General features: G+C 53.6%; 17 protein-coding genes. 14 read left to right on the forward strand and 3 right to left on the reverse strand.

Annotated features, from left to right (window positions below):
- The first annotated feature begins 132 nt into the window (after window positions 1–132).
- The 12 genes from ACO08I_RS06600 to ACO08I_RS06655 all read left to right on the forward strand — a co-directional run bounded on the left by ACO08I_RS06600 (window position 133) and on the right by ACO08I_RS06655 (window position 12090).
- The gene (locus ACO08I_RS06600) at window positions 133–819 is read left to right on the forward strand and encodes a hypothetical protein (RefSeq protein ID WP_421948864.1); all 687 of its coding nucleotides are present in this window, start codon (window positions 133–135) and stop codon (window positions 817–819) included.
- An 87-nt stretch (window positions 820–906) separates the two neighbouring features.
- The gene (locus ACO08I_RS06605) at window positions 907–1329 is read left to right on the forward strand and encodes an HPP family protein (protein WP_282782115.1); all 423 of its coding nucleotides are present in this window, start codon (window positions 907–909) and stop codon (window positions 1327–1329) included.
- 13 nt (window positions 1330–1342) lie between these two features.
- Window positions 1343–1723 carry a hypothetical protein gene (locus tag ACO08I_RS06610; RefSeq protein WP_282782116.1) on the forward strand — a complete coding sequence of 127 codons (381 nt, stop codon included), beginning with the start codon at window positions 1343–1345 and terminating at the stop codon, window positions 1721–1723.
- Between the two features lie 181 nt (window positions 1724–1904).
- Complete coding sequence (locus ACO08I_RS06615; RefSeq protein ID WP_282782117.1) at window positions 1905–3356, forward strand: MBL fold metallo-hydrolase; 1452 nt, start codon at window positions 1905–1907, stop codon at window positions 3354–3356.
- Window positions 3357–3436: 80 nt separating this feature from the next.
- Complete coding sequence (locus tag ACO08I_RS06620; protein ID WP_421948865.1) at window positions 3437–4060, forward strand: Tll0287-like domain-containing protein; 624 nt, start codon at window positions 3437–3439, stop codon at window positions 4058–4060.
- 7 nt (window positions 4061–4067) lie between these two features.
- Entirely contained in the window at window positions 4068–6077 is a 2010-nt protein-coding gene (locus tag ACO08I_RS06625; RefSeq protein ID WP_421948866.1) for a thioredoxin domain-containing protein, read from the forward strand.
- Window positions 6078–6204: 127 nt separating this feature from the next.
- Window positions 6205–6795, forward strand: a complete 591-nt coding sequence (locus ACO08I_RS06630) for a DUF547 domain-containing protein (RefSeq protein WP_282782123.1) — start codon at window positions 6205–6207, stop codon at window positions 6793–6795.
- Between the two features lie 90 nt (window positions 6796–6885).
- Window positions 6886–8046 carry an ArsA family ATPase gene (locus ACO08I_RS06635; protein ID WP_421948867.1) on the forward strand — a complete coding sequence of 387 codons (1161 nt, stop codon included), beginning with the start codon at window positions 6886–6888 and terminating at the stop codon, window positions 8044–8046.
- Between the two features lie 65 nt (window positions 8047–8111).
- On the forward strand, window positions 8112–9065 hold the full coding sequence (locus ACO08I_RS06640) for a D-2-hydroxyacid dehydrogenase (RefSeq protein WP_421948868.1): 954 nt from the start codon (window positions 8112–8114) through the stop codon (window positions 9063–9065).
- A gap of 68 nt (window positions 9066–9133) precedes the next feature.
- Complete coding sequence (locus ACO08I_RS06645; RefSeq protein WP_421948869.1) at window positions 9134–10237, forward strand: sensor histidine kinase; 1104 nt, start codon at window positions 9134–9136, stop codon at window positions 10235–10237.
- On the forward strand, window positions 10234–11016 hold the full coding sequence (locus ACO08I_RS06650) for a LytR/AlgR family response regulator transcription factor (RefSeq protein ID WP_421948870.1): 783 nt from the start codon (window positions 10234–10236) through the stop codon (window positions 11014–11016). Before ACO08I_RS06645 ends, ACO08I_RS06650 begins: the two co-directional genes overlap by 4 nt.
- Window positions 11017–11235: 219 nt before the next feature.
- On the forward strand, window positions 11236–12090 hold the full coding sequence (locus ACO08I_RS06655) for an FRG domain-containing protein (protein WP_282779379.1): 855 nt from the start codon (window positions 11236–11238) through the stop codon (window positions 12088–12090).
- On the opposite strand, the gene ACO08I_RS06660 is transcribed toward ACO08I_RS06655, so the two are convergent.
- Window positions 12087–13673, reverse strand: coding sequence for an FMN-binding glutamate synthase family protein (locus ACO08I_RS06660; RefSeq protein WP_282779377.1), 1587 nt, complete (start codon window positions 13671–13673; stop codon window positions 12087–12089). The two genes, ACO08I_RS06655 and ACO08I_RS06660, sit on opposite strands and share 4 nt — an antisense overlap.
- 80 nt (window positions 13674–13753) lie before the next feature.
- The gene (gene ccsA, locus ACO08I_RS06665) at window positions 13754–14806 is read right to left on the reverse strand and encodes a cytochrome c biogenesis protein CcsA (RefSeq protein ID WP_421948871.1); all 1053 of its coding nucleotides are present in this window, start codon (window positions 14804–14806) and stop codon (window positions 13754–13756) included.
- Window positions 14807–15038: 232 nt separating this feature from the next.
- Between ccsA and ACO08I_RS06670 the strand changes: the two genes are divergently transcribed.
- Entirely contained in the window at window positions 15039–15878 is an 840-nt protein-coding gene (locus ACO08I_RS06670; RefSeq protein WP_282779373.1) for a hypothetical protein, read from the forward strand.
- A gap of 148 nt (window positions 15879–16026) precedes the next feature.
- Complete coding sequence (gene pfkA / locus ACO08I_RS06675) at window positions 16027–16998, forward strand: 6-phosphofructokinase (protein ID WP_421949711.1); 972 nt, start codon at window positions 16027–16029, stop codon at window positions 16996–16998.
- Here pfkA and ACO08I_RS06680 read toward each other — a convergent pair.
- On the reverse strand, window positions 16987–17886 hold the full coding sequence (locus tag ACO08I_RS06680) for a hypothetical protein (RefSeq protein ID WP_421948872.1): 900 nt from the start codon (window positions 17884–17886) through the stop codon (window positions 16987–16989). The genes pfkA and ACO08I_RS06680 overlap by 12 nt on opposite strands.
- Between the last annotated feature and the right edge of the window lie 196 nt (window positions 17887–18082).

An 18082-nucleotide genomic window follows, 5' to 3' on the forward strand; every position in this document is an offset into this window, starting at 1 on the left:
ATCCCAGCGCCTTGTCATTGGTCACACTCTCTTTGTCATTAAGCCCTGTTCCGGCCATCCATCACTACCCGCTTGACCGGTCTCTGCCAACCCTTTAAGTTTGCTGGCATACTTCACTAAATACGAAATGTTATGGCAGCTCAATTACACGACCTTTTGCTTTGGATCCATATTCCATTTGGCGCGCTAAGCCTCATCCTGTTCTGGCTCCCCGTTGGTTTGCCTAAAGGCAGCCCGAAACACCGTACCTACGGGCTGTACTATTTCTACTGCATGTGGGTGGTCGTCGTTACCGCACTATTACTTAGCATCTGTAACCTTATCCTGAACCACTACATGGCCGCCCTCTACCTTGGGTATTTGTCCATCATAACCGCCTATCCGCTGTGGTATAGCCATGAAATCCTGAAACAGGGCGGGGAATGGTCCAACCGGTATTTCATCGTTCGAAAAATCTTCCTGGCCGTGCTGTTCGCTTCCGGTATCGGCATGATCCTGATGGGAGGCCTGAAGTACCATTTCCTTGGCATGGGCACCATGATGGGCTTCTTTGGGCTGCTGGCACTACCCTCAGGGCGGGACTTGTTCCGGCGTAAAGCAGTTGCCATGCAAAAAGAGCAGCGGCTGAAAATGCACATTCAGGGCACCATCATTTCAGGCATTGCGGCTTATACGGCTTTTGCAGCCTTTGGCGGCAGCCGTATACTGGTTGGTTTGCTGCACTTCCATCATCAGTGGATGATCATTCCGTGGATTTTGCCTACGGTTTTAGGCATAATATATTCCCGCTACATGAAGCGTAAGTATCGGGCGGTCTGACAAACCTCACTACCCCTCCTGACAAACCTCATCGCAACTCGCGGGAAGCTTGCGCATCTTGCCAATACACAACTAACCAACAGCATCATGATCAAATCTATCCCCATTCCTGTAAGCGAACTGATGAGCCGGGATTTAGTGGTGCTAAAGCCAGAAGACAACCTGCAGGCCATCGAGCAATGCTTTCGGGCTTACAATATTCACCACATTCCTGTTGTAAATGAGGAAGGGCAACTCAAAGGGCTTGTCACCCGGTCGGATTTCTCCAGGGCCAATCACTTGCTCGCTCATTTCCGGCAGGACATCGAATCCGTACTGGTCCGGGATATTATGACCCGGCAGCTGGCCACCACCACACCCGACACACCCGTGCATGAGGTGGCCACCGTTTTTCTGTCCAACATCATGCATGCCCTCCCGGTCGTAGACGGCGACACCCTGGTGGGCATCATTACCACTCAGGACCTGCTCCGCTACCTGCTGGAACAACGCAAGCAATTAACCGAATAAAAAATATACTGATATGGTGACGACAACGAATTCAATTGAGAAGCTCCACTTCGAACACCGCCTCTGGATGAACGAGCTGAGCTTTTTCTCCGACGAGCTCAAAATCTATGAGCACCGCCTGGAGGACCTGGTGATCAAGAATAATGACACACAGGTGCTCAGCCTTCTGGAACAGTTTCAGAATCAGTTCATCCGCCAACGTGAAGTATTGGAAGAATTGCACCACAACATCAAGGTGCACGAGCAAAAAATTGGCGAAGCGATGCGCCGCGGCGAAGAAGTACCCACAGACCCTGATTTCCATGAGTACATGAAAGGGGAAATGGAGTCTTACCGCCATATTTACAGTGACCTGAAGCGTAAGTTTTACGGCTTCCTGGCCAAATATTTATAGCCCGCCAACCTGACAATATTCCAAACCAGCGAAACCAACCGAAGCCTGCTGCATAACCATTTGCAGCAGGCTTTTTAAGTACCTGCCTAATTTGTGACGCCCGTCACTGATCTCATGCTCATCCTCCCTTACCTTTGTAGTGTTATTTATTTAAACCGAACACTAAAAATTCTCGATAGATATGAAAGTCGAACAGATTTATACCGGTTGCCTGGCAGAGGCCGCTTACTACATTGAAAGCGACGGCGAAGCAGCCATCATTGATCCATTGCGTGAAACCAAACCCTACCTTGACAAACTGCGCGAGGAAGGGGCAGAACTGAAGTATATTTTCGAAACTCACTTCCACGCAGACTTTGTTTCCGGGCACATCGACCTGGCGAAAAAAACCGGTGCCACCATCGTTTACGGCCCGAAAGCAGAAACCGCTTTCGATAAGCATATGGCTACTGATGGCGAAGAGATCAAACTGGGTAAGCTGACCATCAAGGTCCTCCACACCCCAGGCCACACCCCGGAAAGCACCACCTTCCTGCTTATTGATGAGAAAGGAAAGGAACACAGCATCTTTACCGGCGATACCCTCTTCATTGGCGATGTAGGCCGCCCCGACCTGGCACAGAAGACTGGTGAAGTCACAACCGAAGACCTCGCAGGATGGCTTTTTGACAGTCTGCGTGAGAAAATCATGACGCTGCCCGATGAGGTCATCGTATATCCCGGCCACGGTGCAGGTTCTGCCTGCGGCAAGAATATGAGCGATGAAACCTGGGACACGCTTGGCAATCAGAAGAAGACCAACTATGCCCTGCGTGCCGATATGACCAAAGAGGAGTTCATCAAAGAACTCACCGCTGGCCTTATGCCACCACCGCAGTATTTCGCCGCAAACGCTAAAATGAACAAAGCCGGTTACGCCAGCTTTGATCAGGTGTTGGAAACTGGTGCCGTTGCCCTCGACCCCGCTTCTTTCGAAGAGGTTGTAGAGCAGCATGAAGCACTCGTACTCGACACCCGCAGCGAAGCCGCTTTCCGCGAAAGCCATATCCCGAACTCCATCTTTATTGGTATCGACGGCAACTTCGCGCCCTGGGTCGGCGCCTTGGTTGGCGATCTGCAACAACCTATCGTATTCCTGGCAGAAGCTGGCCGGGAGGAAGAAGTGGTGACCCGTCTGGCCCGCGTAGGCTACGACAACACCCTGGGCTTCCTCAACGGAGGTATTGATGCCTGGAAAGCCGCTGGCAAAGAAACCGATTCGGTAGAAGCCGTCACTGCTGAGGAATATGCCAAGCGCCTGGCTGCCGGCGAGGTGCCCACTACGCTTGATGTACGCAAGCCAACAGAGTTCCTCTCCCAGCATGTCACTACAGCCCGCAACTTCCCGCTAGACTATATCAACAAGAATATGAACCGGCTGGAGCGCAGCGAAACGTACTACCTGCACTGTCTGGGTGGCTATCGCTCCCTGATCACCGCTTCCATCCTCAAAGCCCGGGGCTTCCACAATCTGGTGGACATCATCGGCGGATGGCGCGCTATTGAAGCGAGCGAAGCACCGGTAACGGACTACGCTTGCCCAAGCACACTGTCACAAGACACGATTGACGAGGCGATCAACGCCGTCGCATAAATAGAATGACCTTTTACAAGCCCGGTGACTTCGGTCGCCGGGCTCTTTTTGTTTTCACAACACCAATCAATCCTATTACCATGAAATCCTTATTCACTATTCTGGTGGTTGCCCTCGGCTTATTTGCCATGAGCACCGCCTGTTCCCCATCCAAAGATTCCGAAAAGACACCAACGGAGGAGGCTTCAGCCCCTTCCACCCTGGACACTGCGCAGTACAAAAAACAGGGTATGGAAATCGCCATGGGCACCTTTAAAGTCCTCAGCGGACAGCTCAAAGCCGCCATGCAGGAAGGTGGGGTAAAGAATGCGGCCCAGTACTGCAACACCGTTGCCTACCCGCTTGTCGACAGCCTCTCCGGGCAGTACAACGCCCAAATCCGCCGCGCCAGCAACAAAGTCCGCAACCCCAAAGATGCGCCTACCCCACGGGAACAGGAAATCCTCGATGCCTACCACGCACAGGCAGCGGCTGGTGAGCAGCCCAAACCCCAAATCCGCCAACTGGCTTCGGGTGAAATCGCTTTTTATGCCCCCATCATGATGCAAGACCTCTGCCTCAAATGCCATGGCAAGCTGGGCGAGACCCTGAAAGCCGAAGACTATGCTGTCATTCAGGAACTCTACCCTGAAGACAATGCTATCGGATATGAAGCAGGCGACCTGCGCGGTATCTGGAGCATCACCTTCCCCGCACCGAATTAATTCCGGCATGAATGAACTCCGCGACGCCATCAGTCCCTACCTCCGCCAACATGCCCATCAACCGGTGCACTGGCAATGCTGGAATGAGCGTACCCTGGCACAAGCCCGGCAGGAAGACAAACCGATCATACTAAGTATCGGGTACAGCACCTGCCACTGGTGCCATGTGATGGCCCGGGAAAGCTTCGAGGACACTGCCGTCGCGGAATTCATGAATCAGCACTTCATTTGCATAAAGATTGACCGGGAAGAACGGCCAGACCTCGACCGCCACTTCATGCGCGCCTGCGAAGCCCTCACCGGCGATGGCGGCTGGCCACTGCATGTTTTCCTCACCCCCGGGCAGCGCCCCTTTTACGCAGGTACCTACTTCCCTCCTCAGGCCAATGCCAAACGTGCCGGATGGATGGACACCCTGCAACTCGTCGCTTATAATTTTTACCAAAACCGGCGCACTGTAGAAAACGAAGCCGACCGTACGGCCACAAAAATGGTGCGCCTGCAGGCGGCTCCTGCCCAAACGGCTGAGCAACAGGCCGCGAACAGCCAATCTTTAGCCGCCGGGCTTCAACGCCACTTCGATACCCTTCATGGTGGCTTCGGGCAAAGCAGTAAATTCCCCAATACCATGGCGCTGGAGTGGCTTTTGCATCAGGCCTGGTACCATTCTGACCTCAGCAGTTATCAGCATCTCCATCATTCTCTGGAGCGCATGCTTCAGGGTAGCCTGCACGATCCTGTAGGGGGCGGTTTTGCAAGGTACACCGTAGACCATGAGTGGCGGGTACCCCATTTTGAGAAAATGCTCTACGACAACGCCCTGATGGCCAGCTTGCTCAGTAAATTGCAGCGCTGGCAGCCCCGGCAGGCTTACCTGCAGGCAATCCGGTCTGCACTCGGCTTTCTGAAACGGGAACTGCAAGCGCCCAACGGGCTGTTTTATGCCGCGCTCAGTGCAGAAACAGCAGGTATCGAAGGCGCTTTTTACACCTGGACATATGATGAACTGACCGCCCTGCTGCCCCGGGAGCCTTACTGGTTTTTTGAATACTACCACATTACGCAGGAGGGCAACTGGGACAACCGGAATATCCTCTATGCAAATCAGTCCGTTTCCAGCTTTGCCAACCGATTGGGGCTATCTGAAGCCACCGTTCAGGCTTATCTGGATAGCTGCAAGGCAAAACTCTTCCGGCTTCGGGAACAACGCCCCTGCCCCGCCCGGGACGAACAGCTCCTGACCGCCTGGAACGCCCTCACTGCATCAGCTTTTCTGGAAGCCTACCTCGTTACGCAGCAGCCCGCCGACCTGCAGACCGGGCTTGCCATCCTGCAGCAACTCGAACAAAACCAGACCGATAGCGAAGGCTTACTGCTCCATCAGCAGGGAAGCGCGCACCACGCCTATCTCGACGGCTATGCTTATTACATACAGGCTTTGCTGCTTGCGCATAAAGTCACTCAGGATACCCGCTGGCTTGAGAAGGCTCGCACGGCAACGGAACAAACCTATAACCTGTTCCAAAAACGCCAAAGCCCTCTGTTGAGCTTTGCTCCGAAAACGCTGCAAGACGCCCCTGACCTTGCCTTTGAGGTAAGCGAAGAAGACACCCCTGCGCCCAACGCCGTTATGGCTATGAACCTGCAACAACTCGGCTTACTGCTCCACCGGCCGGAATGGACCGACCGGAGCAGTTCCATGATAGCAGCCGCCCGTGCCCGTTTGCAGGAGCACCCCCTGCCCCATGCTACCTGGGGGCAAGCCCTGCTGGCACAGGAGCAAGGCTGGCTCGAACTCGCAGTAGTCGGCCCCGAAGCGCCTGCCCAAAGTCATGCCATCAATCAGCAGTACTGGGGCTACTACATCCTGATGAGCACCGATACGCCCACCGGGGCTTATCCACTGCTGGCCCACCGCGGTGAGGAAGCCCGAACTCCAATCTATGTTTGCCGGAACTATCAGTGCCAGAGACCTGTTTACAAGGTGAGAGATATTGATCTGGTGGTCAAACACTGATCTTCACCCGATAAACACATTCGCCATAACACCATCCAAACACACCTTACCGCAAATTGCTGAGCAATTACTGTTAGCACTAAGGGACCGTAAGCCAAGCCGTCCACTTGAGGCAACACTCATGTCTATGACTATTCCGGAGCTTCAGCAGGCGCTGAATACCGAGGATGCCCGAAAAGCTTTTTGGATCAATATTTACAATGCTTACTTTTTGCTTTTGCGGCAACAGGGATGGGAACGCCCCGATATTTTTCGGGAGCCCCTTGTCCCTATTGCCGGTAAACGCTTCAGCCTTGATGATATTGAGCACGGGATTCTAAGGCGGTGCCGGGCCAAATGGGCTTTGGGCTATCTCCCCAGCCCCTTATTCAGGTTAAGCGTTTATAAATTGATGCTTCGGCGTCCGGACTACCGTATTCACTTTGCGCTCAACTGTGGGGCACGCGGCTGCCCGCCCATTGGTTTTTACCGGGAAGATATGATCAGCGAGCAATTAGATGTTGCCACGCACGGTTTTCTGGAGCAGGAAACCGTTGTTGACGAAACACAGAGCGTTTTGCATACCACCCCGCTCATGCGCTGGTACCTTGGCGATTTTGGAGGATTTCATGGTATCAGAAAATTGTTAGTCCGCACCCTGGGCCTGAAGCAGCACAACTGGCGAATCCGTTTTCAGCCCTATGATTGGCAGGAAGCCCTTTATCGGTTCAGCTCTTAAAACGTCCTTAAGTCAACCCTCTCCGATACTTATATCTCCCTAACTTTTTGGACTGCCTTTCCTTTTAAAGCATAACTAAATCTCGAAGCTATGCGCATTATGCTCTTCACCGGAAAGGGAGGCGTGGGAAAGACCACACTGGCTGCGGCAACAGCTCTGCAGGCCGCTCAGTACGGCACCAAGACACTCATCCTTTCCACTGACCCCGCCCACAGCCTTTCCGATGCCCTTGATCAGGAGCTCACCCCCGAGCCTCAGGAGATTGCCCCTAACCTCTTCGCTCAGGAGGTGGATGTGTACTACTCTATGAAAAAGCACTGGGAAAACGTCCGGCAGCTCATGCTGGCCACCTTCCGCTTTCAGGGCGTGGAAAATGTAGTTGCGGAGGAGCTCTCCGCCCTGCCCGGCATGGAGGAGGCTTCCGCATTTTTGTGGCTGGAGGAGTACCACAGGGAGGGCCTCTATGACCTTATCGTCATTGACAGTGCGCCTACGGGCGAAACGCTGAGCCTGCTGTCGCTTCCGCAGGTCACACAGTCCTGGGTCATGAAAGCCTTCCCGGGACAACGGTTTGCCATGAAGGGGTTTGGGGCAATGGTCCGGGGTATGACTGGAATACCGCTGGACTACGGGCTGGACGAACTGGAGCGGCTCTTTGACAAGCTGGAACGCATACAGAAAGTCATGCAGGACCCGGAGATTTCAAGTATACGCGTTGTCCTTAATCCGGAGCGCATGGTCATCCGGGAAGCCAAACGGGCATTGACCTACCTGCAGCTTTATGGATACAATGTGGATGCCGTTCTGGTCAACCGCATTTTGCCGGAAGCAGCCCGGGCGGGAGGTTTTGAGCAGTACCTGGACCAACAGGCGGACTACCTTGAGGAAATCGAGCAAAGTTTTCAGCCCCTGCCCATCTTCAAACTCGCCCATCAGGGGCGGGAGGTGTTTGGGCAGGAACTGCTACAGGAAATCGGGCAGTCGCTCTACGGCGGCCGGAAAGACTTTATGGAAGTGCTGTATCAAGACAAGCCCTTCGAACTGCGGGAGATTACCGGAGGGTACACTGCCCGCCTGAAACTCCCCTTCGTACAGGACAAAGATTTCACCGTCAACAAATACGGGGACGAGCTCGTCGTATCCATTGGCAACCAAAGGCGGACCATCGCCCTGCCCCGCTTTGCCAATTACCTGCAGGTAGAAGGTTATACTTTTGAAGCCCCATGGCTGGAGGTACAATTGAAAAGATAGCACAGGACAATTGCTGTTTTGCTTTTTTGTACCTTCCACCCTGACACAACAAAACAGCAACGCTTATGAAAATAATAGCGCTTGACGGAAGAACGCTTAACCCCGGAGACCTGAGCTGGGAAGGGCTAAGCACCTTCGGCGAGTACGAAATCCATGACTTTACGCCCAAAGAACAGGTGGTGGAACGGGGACGGCCGGCGGATATCCTCCTCGTCAATAAAGTGGTGCTGGGGAAAAACGAGCTGGCGCAACTCCCCAATTTGAATTGTATTTGCGTCACCGCTACCGGGTACAATAACGTCGATTTACAAGCCGCCCGGGAACGCGGTATTCCGGTATGCAATGCAGTGGGGTACAGTACGGATTCCGTTGCGCAGCACGTTTTTGCGCTCCTGCTGGCGCTAACCAATAAGGTGTACCAACACCACATCAGCGTGCAGGCGGGCGAATGGCAGCGCAGCGATGATTTTGCCTATACCTTGCGCACCTTACCTGAACTGGCTGGAAAAATCTTTGGCATTTACGGCTTCGGGCGCATCGGGCAGCGGGTGGCGGACCTGGCGCAGGCATTTGGCATGAAAATCCTGGCAACCCACAAACACCCCGAGCGGGATGCCCGCCCCGGCGTGGAGTTTGTCAGCCTGGAGGAATTGTTCGAACGAAGTGATGTCATCTCTCTGCATGCCCCTCTTTCTGAGGCCAATCGTGAGATTGTGAATGCCCAACTGATGCAGCGCATGAAATCCACGGCCTACCTCATCAATACCGGCCGGGGCGGACTGATACAGGAAGCAGACCTGAAGCTTGCCCTCCAGGAGAAGCAACTGGCAGGAGCTGCACTCGATGTGCTCAGCACCGAGCCACCCAAAGAAGGCAATGTGCTCATCAGCGCCCCGAACTGCATCCTCACGCCTCACCTGGCATGGGCCTCGCTGGAAGCCCGGCAGCGCCTTATGGACATCACCCTGAACAACATCAGGGCCTTTCAGGCAGGAGCACCGCAAAATGTGGTCAACTAATCGTCCCAATACAAAGCGCCGGCCACATGGCGGTAGGCAAGTGCATGAATTTGCCTTAAATTTGCCCTATGAACCTTCGTAAGCCACCCATTTCCTGGGGTATTGCCATCCTGATCGCGATCGGGCTGGGTTTGCTGTGGAGCCTTAGAGACTACCTATTTCTGCTTTACCTGCGGGAAAATTATCAGTTTGAATGGCCACGGCTGTGGCTGCATGTGGCCAACTACTCTACCTGGGGCATCCTTTTTCCGCTGGTACACCATTGGATCAGGCGCACTCAGGAGCATCAGGATCGCTACCGCCTGATTGGCAGCATTCTGCTGATCGGGTTCGGGCTTTCTGTCCTGCACGAACTGGTCTCCAATATTCTGTTCTTTGGGATGCTGCACTTTACCGGCAAGGAGCTGATTTCGGCGGATACGTTCCGGCATATTTTCCGTGCCCTTCCTGCTGCCCTGATTTCACGTATGGTGGAGTTCGGTATCATTTACACCATTTACTCGGCGATCAATTTTCAGCGGAAGCTGCGCGATCAGCGGATTGCCATGGCAGAAATACAGTCGCAGCTCTCGGGCGCACAACTCAATGCCCTGCGCCTGCAACTACAGCCCCACTTCCTGTTCAATACCCTGAACACCATTTCCGCCCTCATGGAATTTGATAAAAAGGAAGCCCAGCGTATCGTCTCCCGGCTGGGTAGCCTGCTGAGGGTGGTTCTGGACCAGGAAAAAAGCAACCTTATTCCCCTGCGGGAAGAGCTGGAGTTCATTCAAAACTACCTCAAAATAGAGCAGACCCGCTTTCAGGACCGGCTGGAAGTTGAATTCGATATAGAAGAGCAGGCACAACAGGTGCAGGTACCGAGCTTGATTCTGCAACCGCTCGTTGAAAACGCCATCAAACATGGGTTTGCCAGTCAAAGCGGAGATGGGAAAATCACTATTGCCGGTCGGATCGCCGATGGACAGCAGCTGCTCTTGGAGGTACGGGACAACGGAAAAGGCAGTACCGCCGAACAGTCAGCCTTGCTCAAAAAAGGCATTGGGCTGCAGAATGTGCGGGAGCGCCTGTCCCTGCTTTACGGGGAGCGGGCAGGCTTCGGGTTGCAATCTGCTCCCGGCGAAGGCTTTGTGGTCACCCTGGCCATTCCCACTCAAAAACCAACGCTATGAAAGTCATCCGTGCACTTGTCGTAGACGATGAGCCCCTGGCCCGGGCGCGGATTGTCAAACTGCTGGAACAAGCCGAAGGCGTGATATGTATTGGAGAATGCAAAAATGGCCGGGAAGCACTGAGGCAAATGCGGGATTACCAGCCGGACCTCGTTTTTCTCGATATAGAAATGCCTGACCTGAATGGCTTTGATGTCCTGCAGCAGGAAGAACTCAAGCCACTGCCTTTCATCATTTTTGTCACGGCCTATGATCAGTATGCGCTCAAGGCTTTTGATGTGCATGCAGTGGATTATCTGCTCAAGCCCTACGATGATGACCGCTTCGGGCAGGCGCTGGACCACGCCCGGGAGCAGATACAGACCAGGGAAAATGCAGAGCTGCACCAAAAGATGGTCCATATGCTAAAACAGCACGAAGCACAAAGCGCCCCCGGGCTGCAGTTTCTGGAAGTCAAGGACAAAGGCCGCACCCTTGAGATCAATGTGCTGGACGTACAGCATTTTGAAGCCGATGGCAACTACCTCATTGCGCATACCGGGTCTCGCAGGCACCTCATCCGGCAGACCTTGCAATCCGTGGCAGATGCGCTGCCGGCAGGGCAGTTCCTCCGTATCCACCGATCGTTACTGGTCAACACTAATGCTATTGAGCGGGTGCAGTACGATGGGAACAATCAGTATACCCTTCACCTGCGCAACGGTGAGGCGCTGGCATCAAGCCGGGGTTATAAGACCGAAATCCATCAATACCTGGAAGCCCGGGGCGAAGACGCTTAACCATTCACCACAATTCCCACCACTGATCACAAATCCCTTGCAGACAGCGGATTAGCCCTCTATCTTTGAAACAGTAAAGAAGTTACCCGATTTTAAAAATTATGATGATGTGGCAATGGCGACCCAGTCTTTTTGGCTGCGTCGCCTTTTTTTTGCCCACCCTGGCGATCCATCCTATTCAAACCTGCATCCCTCCTGAAATCTACCTACCTTTGCAGCATGCTTACACAAGGGGAAACCATCCGGGTAAAAACCTGGAACGAACTGCAAGACATACTTTACCACGACTCCTGGAATGACCAGTTGCAGCGCTTCCGCTCGGGCTATGTGTACCGGGGCATGGAGGATATCAATTTCGAGCTGACTTCCACCCTCAACCGGTTGGGAGAATCGCACCTGGAAAAGCACCTGTTGCGCAATTTCCGGAAGTACTCTCACAAGCAAATCCGCTCAGAGTATACCTCCGTCTGGAACTGGCTGGCGCTGGCTCAGCACCACGGCCTGCCCACCCGCCTGCTCGACTGGACTTACTCGCCCTATGTTGCCTTGCATTTCACTACCAATGACTTTAACCGCTACGACCGGGACGGCGTCATCTGGGCGGTCAACTATGTAGATTCGAAATTACATCTGCCCGATCAGCTCGCGCTCATCATAGAAGAGGAAGGGTCTCATATCTTTACCGCTGAAATGCTGGAGCGTGCCGTGGACAGCCTGTCCAAGCTCGGAAATCTGAAAAATGACGATTTCGCCGTTTTCTTCGAGCCTCCATCAATCGATGACCGGATTGTGAATCAATATGCTGTCTTTTCCATGATGTCGGACCCCAACACCTTGCTCAGTGACTGGCTGATCGGACGCAAGGTGCGCTACTTTAAGATCATTATCCCGGCAGAGCTCAAGTGGGAAATCCGGGATAAGCTGGACCAGTCTAATATTAACGAGCGGGTTCTGTTCCCTGGTCTTGACGGGCTGGCCACCTGGCTCAAGCGCCACTATCGGGATGTGCGCCTGGAACCTTCGCCCAGAAAGATTTCGGAAAGCCAGGACGAACGGCCGTCCGAGGGGTCTTAGAACCGGTCGGCCCGTGCCATTTTCCAATCCATCTGCCAGTCCGCAGGAATCATATGCTCATCCCGCAGGCAGCCTTCGGGCATTTCCGGGTATAAATCACTGTACCGCCTGACCTCATGCATGCTGATCCGGCGATAAATATGATGGCGGGTAATCTGATCCGGGTGTTCCAGCCCGGCAGCGCCCAGCAGTTCCACAAAGTTTTTGATGGTTTCCTGCTGAAAATTCGCCACACGTACTTTTTTATCGCTTACTACCAGCCCCTGCACCAGTTCGGGGCGTTGGGTAGCCACGCCGGTTGGGCAGTTGTTTTTATTGCACTCCAGGGCCTGAATGCAGCCCAGCGCCAGCATCATGGCACGGGCGCTGTAGCAGGCGTCGGCACCCAGCGCAAAGGCCCGGAACATGTGGAAACCCGTAAGGATCTTTCCGGAAGCAAAAAGCTTAATATGCTGCTTAATGCCAAAACCATGCAAAATGTCATACGCGGTCGCCAGGCCTTCCCGGAAGGGCATGCCCACTGAATTGGAAAACTCGGGCGGGGCAGCGCCGGTACCGCCTTCTCCCCCATCCACAGCGATAAAGTCCGGGTAGATATCGGCCTCAATCATGGCTTTGCAGATAGCCATGAACTCCGAACGACTGCCCATGCAAAGCTTGAAGCCCACCGGCTTGCCTTTCGAAAGCTCCCTAAGCTGCCCGATGAACGCCACCAGGCCCTGAGGGGTGGAGAAAGCCTTGTGCCCGGGAGGAGAGAGTACCGAAGTCCCCACTTTGACCCCTCTGATTTTGGCAATTTCTGGTGTGTTCTTCGCTGCCGGCAGAATGCCACCGTGGCCAGGCTTGGCGCCCTGTGACAATTTCACTTCTATCATTTTCACCTGTGGAGAAGCCGCGCGCTCCGCGAAGGCTTCGGGGGAAAACTGCCCGTCTGGCGTGCGGCAGCCAAAGTAACCGGTACCAAACTGATAGATCAGGTCGCCGTTGTGCTTTTCGTGGTAAGGGCTGATGCCGCCCTCTCCGGTGTTGTGGGCAAAACCACCCATTTCAGCACCACCATTGAGCGCCATAATGGCATTTTTGCTCAGGGAGCCAAAGCTCATAGCGGATACATTCAGGAGGCTGGCAGAATAGGGCTGACGGCAGGCTGCATTCCCAACCGTCACCCGTGGGTCCTGTACGAGGTCGTGGGCATCTTTGGCAGCGATGGAGTGGTTGAGCCATTCATACCCTTCCCGGTAAAGGTCGAGCTGTGTCCCAAAGGGCGTAGTATCGCGTACCTTTTTCGCCCGCTGATAGACCACCGAGCGGTAAATCCGGTTGATGGGGCGCCCGTTGGTATCAGATTCAATGAAATACTGGTAGAGCTTCGGGCGAAGTTCCTCCAACACATACCGCCCCCGGCCAAAAACCGGAAAATTGCGCATCACCGTGTGGCGGGTCTGCACCATATCATAAAAGCCGAGCCCAAGTACCGGTGCCAGCAACACTAACCCCCAGATAAGTGGCGGCCAAAAGAAATAGGCACCCAAAAGAAGTATACCAAGGGATAAAAATGCAAAGACTAAGAATTCGTTTCTCATGGTTTTTCAGGTCATTTGTCCAATTCCAAATCAGGCTTCACAGGTGTGGAAGCAGGCTTTAAAAAGTTAGCAGGCGTGCGCTACAGCACATCAAACCACTTCAAGCGTACTTTCTCCAGGCGGGCGAGCAGACTAGCCATCCATAGCCCGATAAGGGTCCATCCGATGATAGCCGGATAGAAGACCAGCCGCATGGTGTTGTCCAAATCCTCACCGCCCAGTGCCGGATTGCCCCCTGCGCCCGGGTGCAGGCTGTCGGTCAGGCGCGGGATGACGTAGATGAGGGGGATGAGGGCAGCAAAAGCAAAAATGTTGTACACCGCTGAAATGCGCGCCCGCTTGTCCGGGTCATCAAATACAGCGCGAAGGATAAAGTAGGCCAGGTAGATCAACAGCGCAATGACGGTCATATTTTGCTTGACATCACCGCTCCAGTAGGCACCCCAGGTGTGTTTAGCCCAAATGGCACCGGTTGCCAGGCCCAGTATACCAAAGAGGATGCCTACCTTGGTAAATGCCTGTGCATTGCAGTCCTGCCGCAGGTCACTTTGGCGAAGGTAGCGGATACTATAGGTAAGGGCACCGATGAAGATAAAGATCATCGCGAACCACAGCGCAACGTGAAAGTACGTATTGCGGATCGTTTCATACAGGATATTCCGGAAGGGGAAGGTGAAAGTCCAGCGTTCGTTCAGCCCTTCTATGGGTGTATTGGGAAAGGCAGCAGCACCCAGCTCGGGCGCCACACTATCCTGAGTGACAAACACCGCACTGGGCAGGACGGAGGTGCCATCCTTTTCGTTATCCACCACCAGTGTAAAATCCTGGACTTTGCGGTTCACCGGAAGGTAGGGTGGAATGGCAAAGGTAGCTTCCAGTCGGCGATCATCCAATACCTTAACGGCTTGTGCGCCAAGGGCACGTTCATCATCCATTTTCAGCCAGACCCGGACTTCCGGGCTTTGGGTGTACATGGAATTGTAGCCTGTGATTGTCAAAACAGCTTCCTGCCCCGTGCGCAGACTGCCCGGAGACACGCCGGAAATGCCCGGATTAAGCGGTACAATCATCCCGGCTATGAACACATAGCATAAGATAAGGACGCCCAGAATTTTCCACCAGTATGTTGTCATAATCTCATTTTCACTTCAGGGCTTGAAATAACTATATTTTGCGGGAATAGGCAACTATATCTGTCAGGAACAGGTCAGATCAGGGGCGCAACAAGCGAACCGAAACCGCATACCGAAAAAATGGGACGGAATCAACGCCCAAACCAAACAGAATAGCAGGGAAAAAATTGAAACCGAATTTTTTACTTAGTGTATAATTTACACTACCTTTAGCCGAGTTAAAAGGACAGTCATGATAGTAGTAGTAGATAGTGGCTCGACCAAAGCCGACTGGAAGATGATCAGCGGCTCGGGGATACAGAGTATTACCACAATGGGGTTTAACCCGGTTTTTCATTCTGAGGAGGTCATTTTTAATGAGCTCCAGAAGTCTTTAGTACCGGAAGTTGCCACGGAAGAGGCGAGTAAAGTTTTTTACTACGGCGCCGGCTGCTGGGATGCCCGGCTGAAGAGCACCGTACAGAAAGCGCTGGACCGTATTTTCGCGAATGCAGACATTGAAGTGCACCACGACCTGCTGGGGGCCGCCCGCGCCACCTGCGGGCATGACCCGGGCATTTCCTGCATTATCGGCACGGGTTCCAACAGCTGTTTGTACGATGGAAAGGATGTGATTGACAACGTGACCAACCTTGGCTACCTGCTGGGCGATGAAGGCTCCGGCACCCACCTGGGCAAGCGCCTCATCCGGGCCTTTTTTTACCGGGAGATGCCTAAGAAGCTGCACGATGAACTGGAAGAAAGCCTGAAAGGAGGCAAACAATCTATTCTGGATAACGTGTATAGCGGTAAGCCGCCCAATGTGTACCTCGCTTCGTTTACCAAGTTTATGGGCGATCATCAGGACCACCCGTTCATTCAGCGGATCCTGTTTGATTCCTTTGAGCAGTTTATTGACCGGCACGTACGCAAATATAAAAACCACATGAGCCTGCCTGTGCATTTTATCGGCTCGGTAGCGTACTACTTTAAGCAAACACTAAGTGTCATCCTTGATGCGCGGGATATGGAGATGGGGAACTTTATTCAGAAGCCGATTGATGAGCTGGTCCGCTTCCACACCGAAGAATAAATGCCTACTTTTGCGGCTTGGTTAGTGGACAAACCCCGATGGCCTGATATGCAGGGCTCAACCCTTCAGAGAGCCGATTGGTATAGAGCACGAATAAAAATGGAGTCGCATTTGACACAAGGATAAAACTAAACGAATGAGCAAGGAGATCAAACGCATTGCTGTTTTTACTTCCGGTGGCGATGCCCCGGGCATGAATGCTGCCGTCAGGGCCGTTGTGCGTAACGCTTCTTTTCACGATATGCACGTCTACGGTATCCGCAGAGGGTATGAAGGTATGATCGATGGCGATCTGGAGCGCCTGGAGCGCCGCGATGTGGGCAATATCATCCACCGGGGAGGCACGATTCTCAAGACAGCCCGAAGCCAACGGTTCATGACTCCGGAAGGGCGGCGCTCTGCCTATGAGACCCTGCTCGCGCATGATATTGAAGCCTGCATAGCCATTGGGGGCAATGGTACCTTTACGGGAGCTTCTGTTTTTACCGAAGAGTATAATATTCCATTTATTGGCGTGCCGGGCACGATAGACAACGATCTTTACGGTACGGACATGACCATCGGCTTTGATACGGCAGTGAATACCGCCATCGAAGCAGTAGATAAAATCCGGGACACCGCCGATTCTCACAACCGGTTGTTTTTTGTGGAGGTAATGGGGCGGCACGCAGGCTTCATTGCCCTGAATACCGCTATCGGTAGCGGTGCAGCCAGTGCTCTGATCCCGGAAACGGATACTACGATTGAGGAACTGGTGGAGTTCCTGAAGATGGGCGCCCGGCGCAAGAAGCTCTTCAGCGTAGTCATCGTTGCAGAGGGCAATAAAAATGGTAACGCCAGTGAGATCGCGGCTCAGGTCAAGGAAAAGTTTGATTTTTACGATACCAAAGTGACCATTATTGGCCACCTGCAGCGTGGCGGATCACCCACTGCACTTGACCGGGTACTTTCCAGCCGCCTGGGCTTTCATGCTGTGGAAGGGTTGGTAAAAGGCCAACAGAATGTCATGACTGGTCTGGTCAACGGCAAAATCAAATACACACCATTTGCGGAGGCCATTACCAAGTCCAAAAACCTGGACAATGACCTGGTCCGGATGGCGGAAATTCTAGCGCTTTAGGACCAACTCAAACTGCTGTCTGATTTGGGGCAGCCGTTTGAATCCGCCCGATAGCCCAAGAGCAAGTGCCGGCACCAGAAAGTGCGGGAAACGCATGATTGCTTCGTGCACCCATTGCAACAGCACGGTATCCCACGTTGCCACATAGGCATAAGCCCATGGGCGGGCGATGGTGGTGGACAGCCCCCAAAACACGGCATAAGCCAGTGCGATGCGGGCGACGCGCCCCGGCAGGAAAATCAGTACGCTCAGGATAAAATCCAGGGCAGCAGCAACCTGCAAAAAATAAACGGCTGCAACTTCATCCACTCCCAGTATACTCATGACCATAAAGACAAAGTAGCCTGGCCGGGGATAATATCCTGCTGCGTACAGCCCGTGGCAGGTAAAGGTCAGCGCAATGCAAACTTTAAGGAACAGCAGCAAAGACCGGTTGAACCGCCGGCCCGGCGCAACGGCTACCCAGGCCAGTACTGCCGGTGCCGTAAACTGAAGGGCGTATTCCAAAAACTGGCCCAGGAAGAAAAACTTTTCTTTGCAGTACAGCCCCGCCAGGATCAACAGGCTAAAGCTGCTCATCCATAACACCACTTGACCGGCCCTGCCCCAACGTTGGACGGTAATCGCTACCAACCCAGCCAGCACGTAAAATACGCCGGTGCCGAATACCATCTGCTGAATCCACCAATCGGTATTTGGGTGGGTGACATAGGCTTGCCAGTCCATGCCCAGAACGGTTTGTACGGCACCTTCCATCCATGCCTGGTCCCAAAGCAGGGTGCGAAAGGGCGCATCCCAGTACAAATGCTGCCAGCCGCGGGCGAACAGTACACTCGCGGCACTCCATTGCAAAATGCGGAACCAGAGGGTGGAAGATTTTTGCGGCATCCTTTTTTAGCTTTTTTAACGTGAAATGGGGCTAAAGGTATTGCATTGGGGGGGGGGGAAATGGGATGGTAAGCATTTGGGCGGGAGAAGCAAGCGACCTGGTGCTCTGCTCCGGCTTTTCCCATGCAACTTGCCGGAGAGCAGAGCGCTGCTGGTGTAGAGCTTGAGCCTAGACTTCGCCAGGAGCTCTGCTTAA

Origin of the sequence: Phaeodactylibacter xiamenensis (genome assembly GCF_965229835.1) — a bacterium.
GTDB lineage: Bacteria > Bacteroidota > Bacteroidia > Chitinophagales > Saprospiraceae > Phaeodactylibacter > Phaeodactylibacter xiamenensis.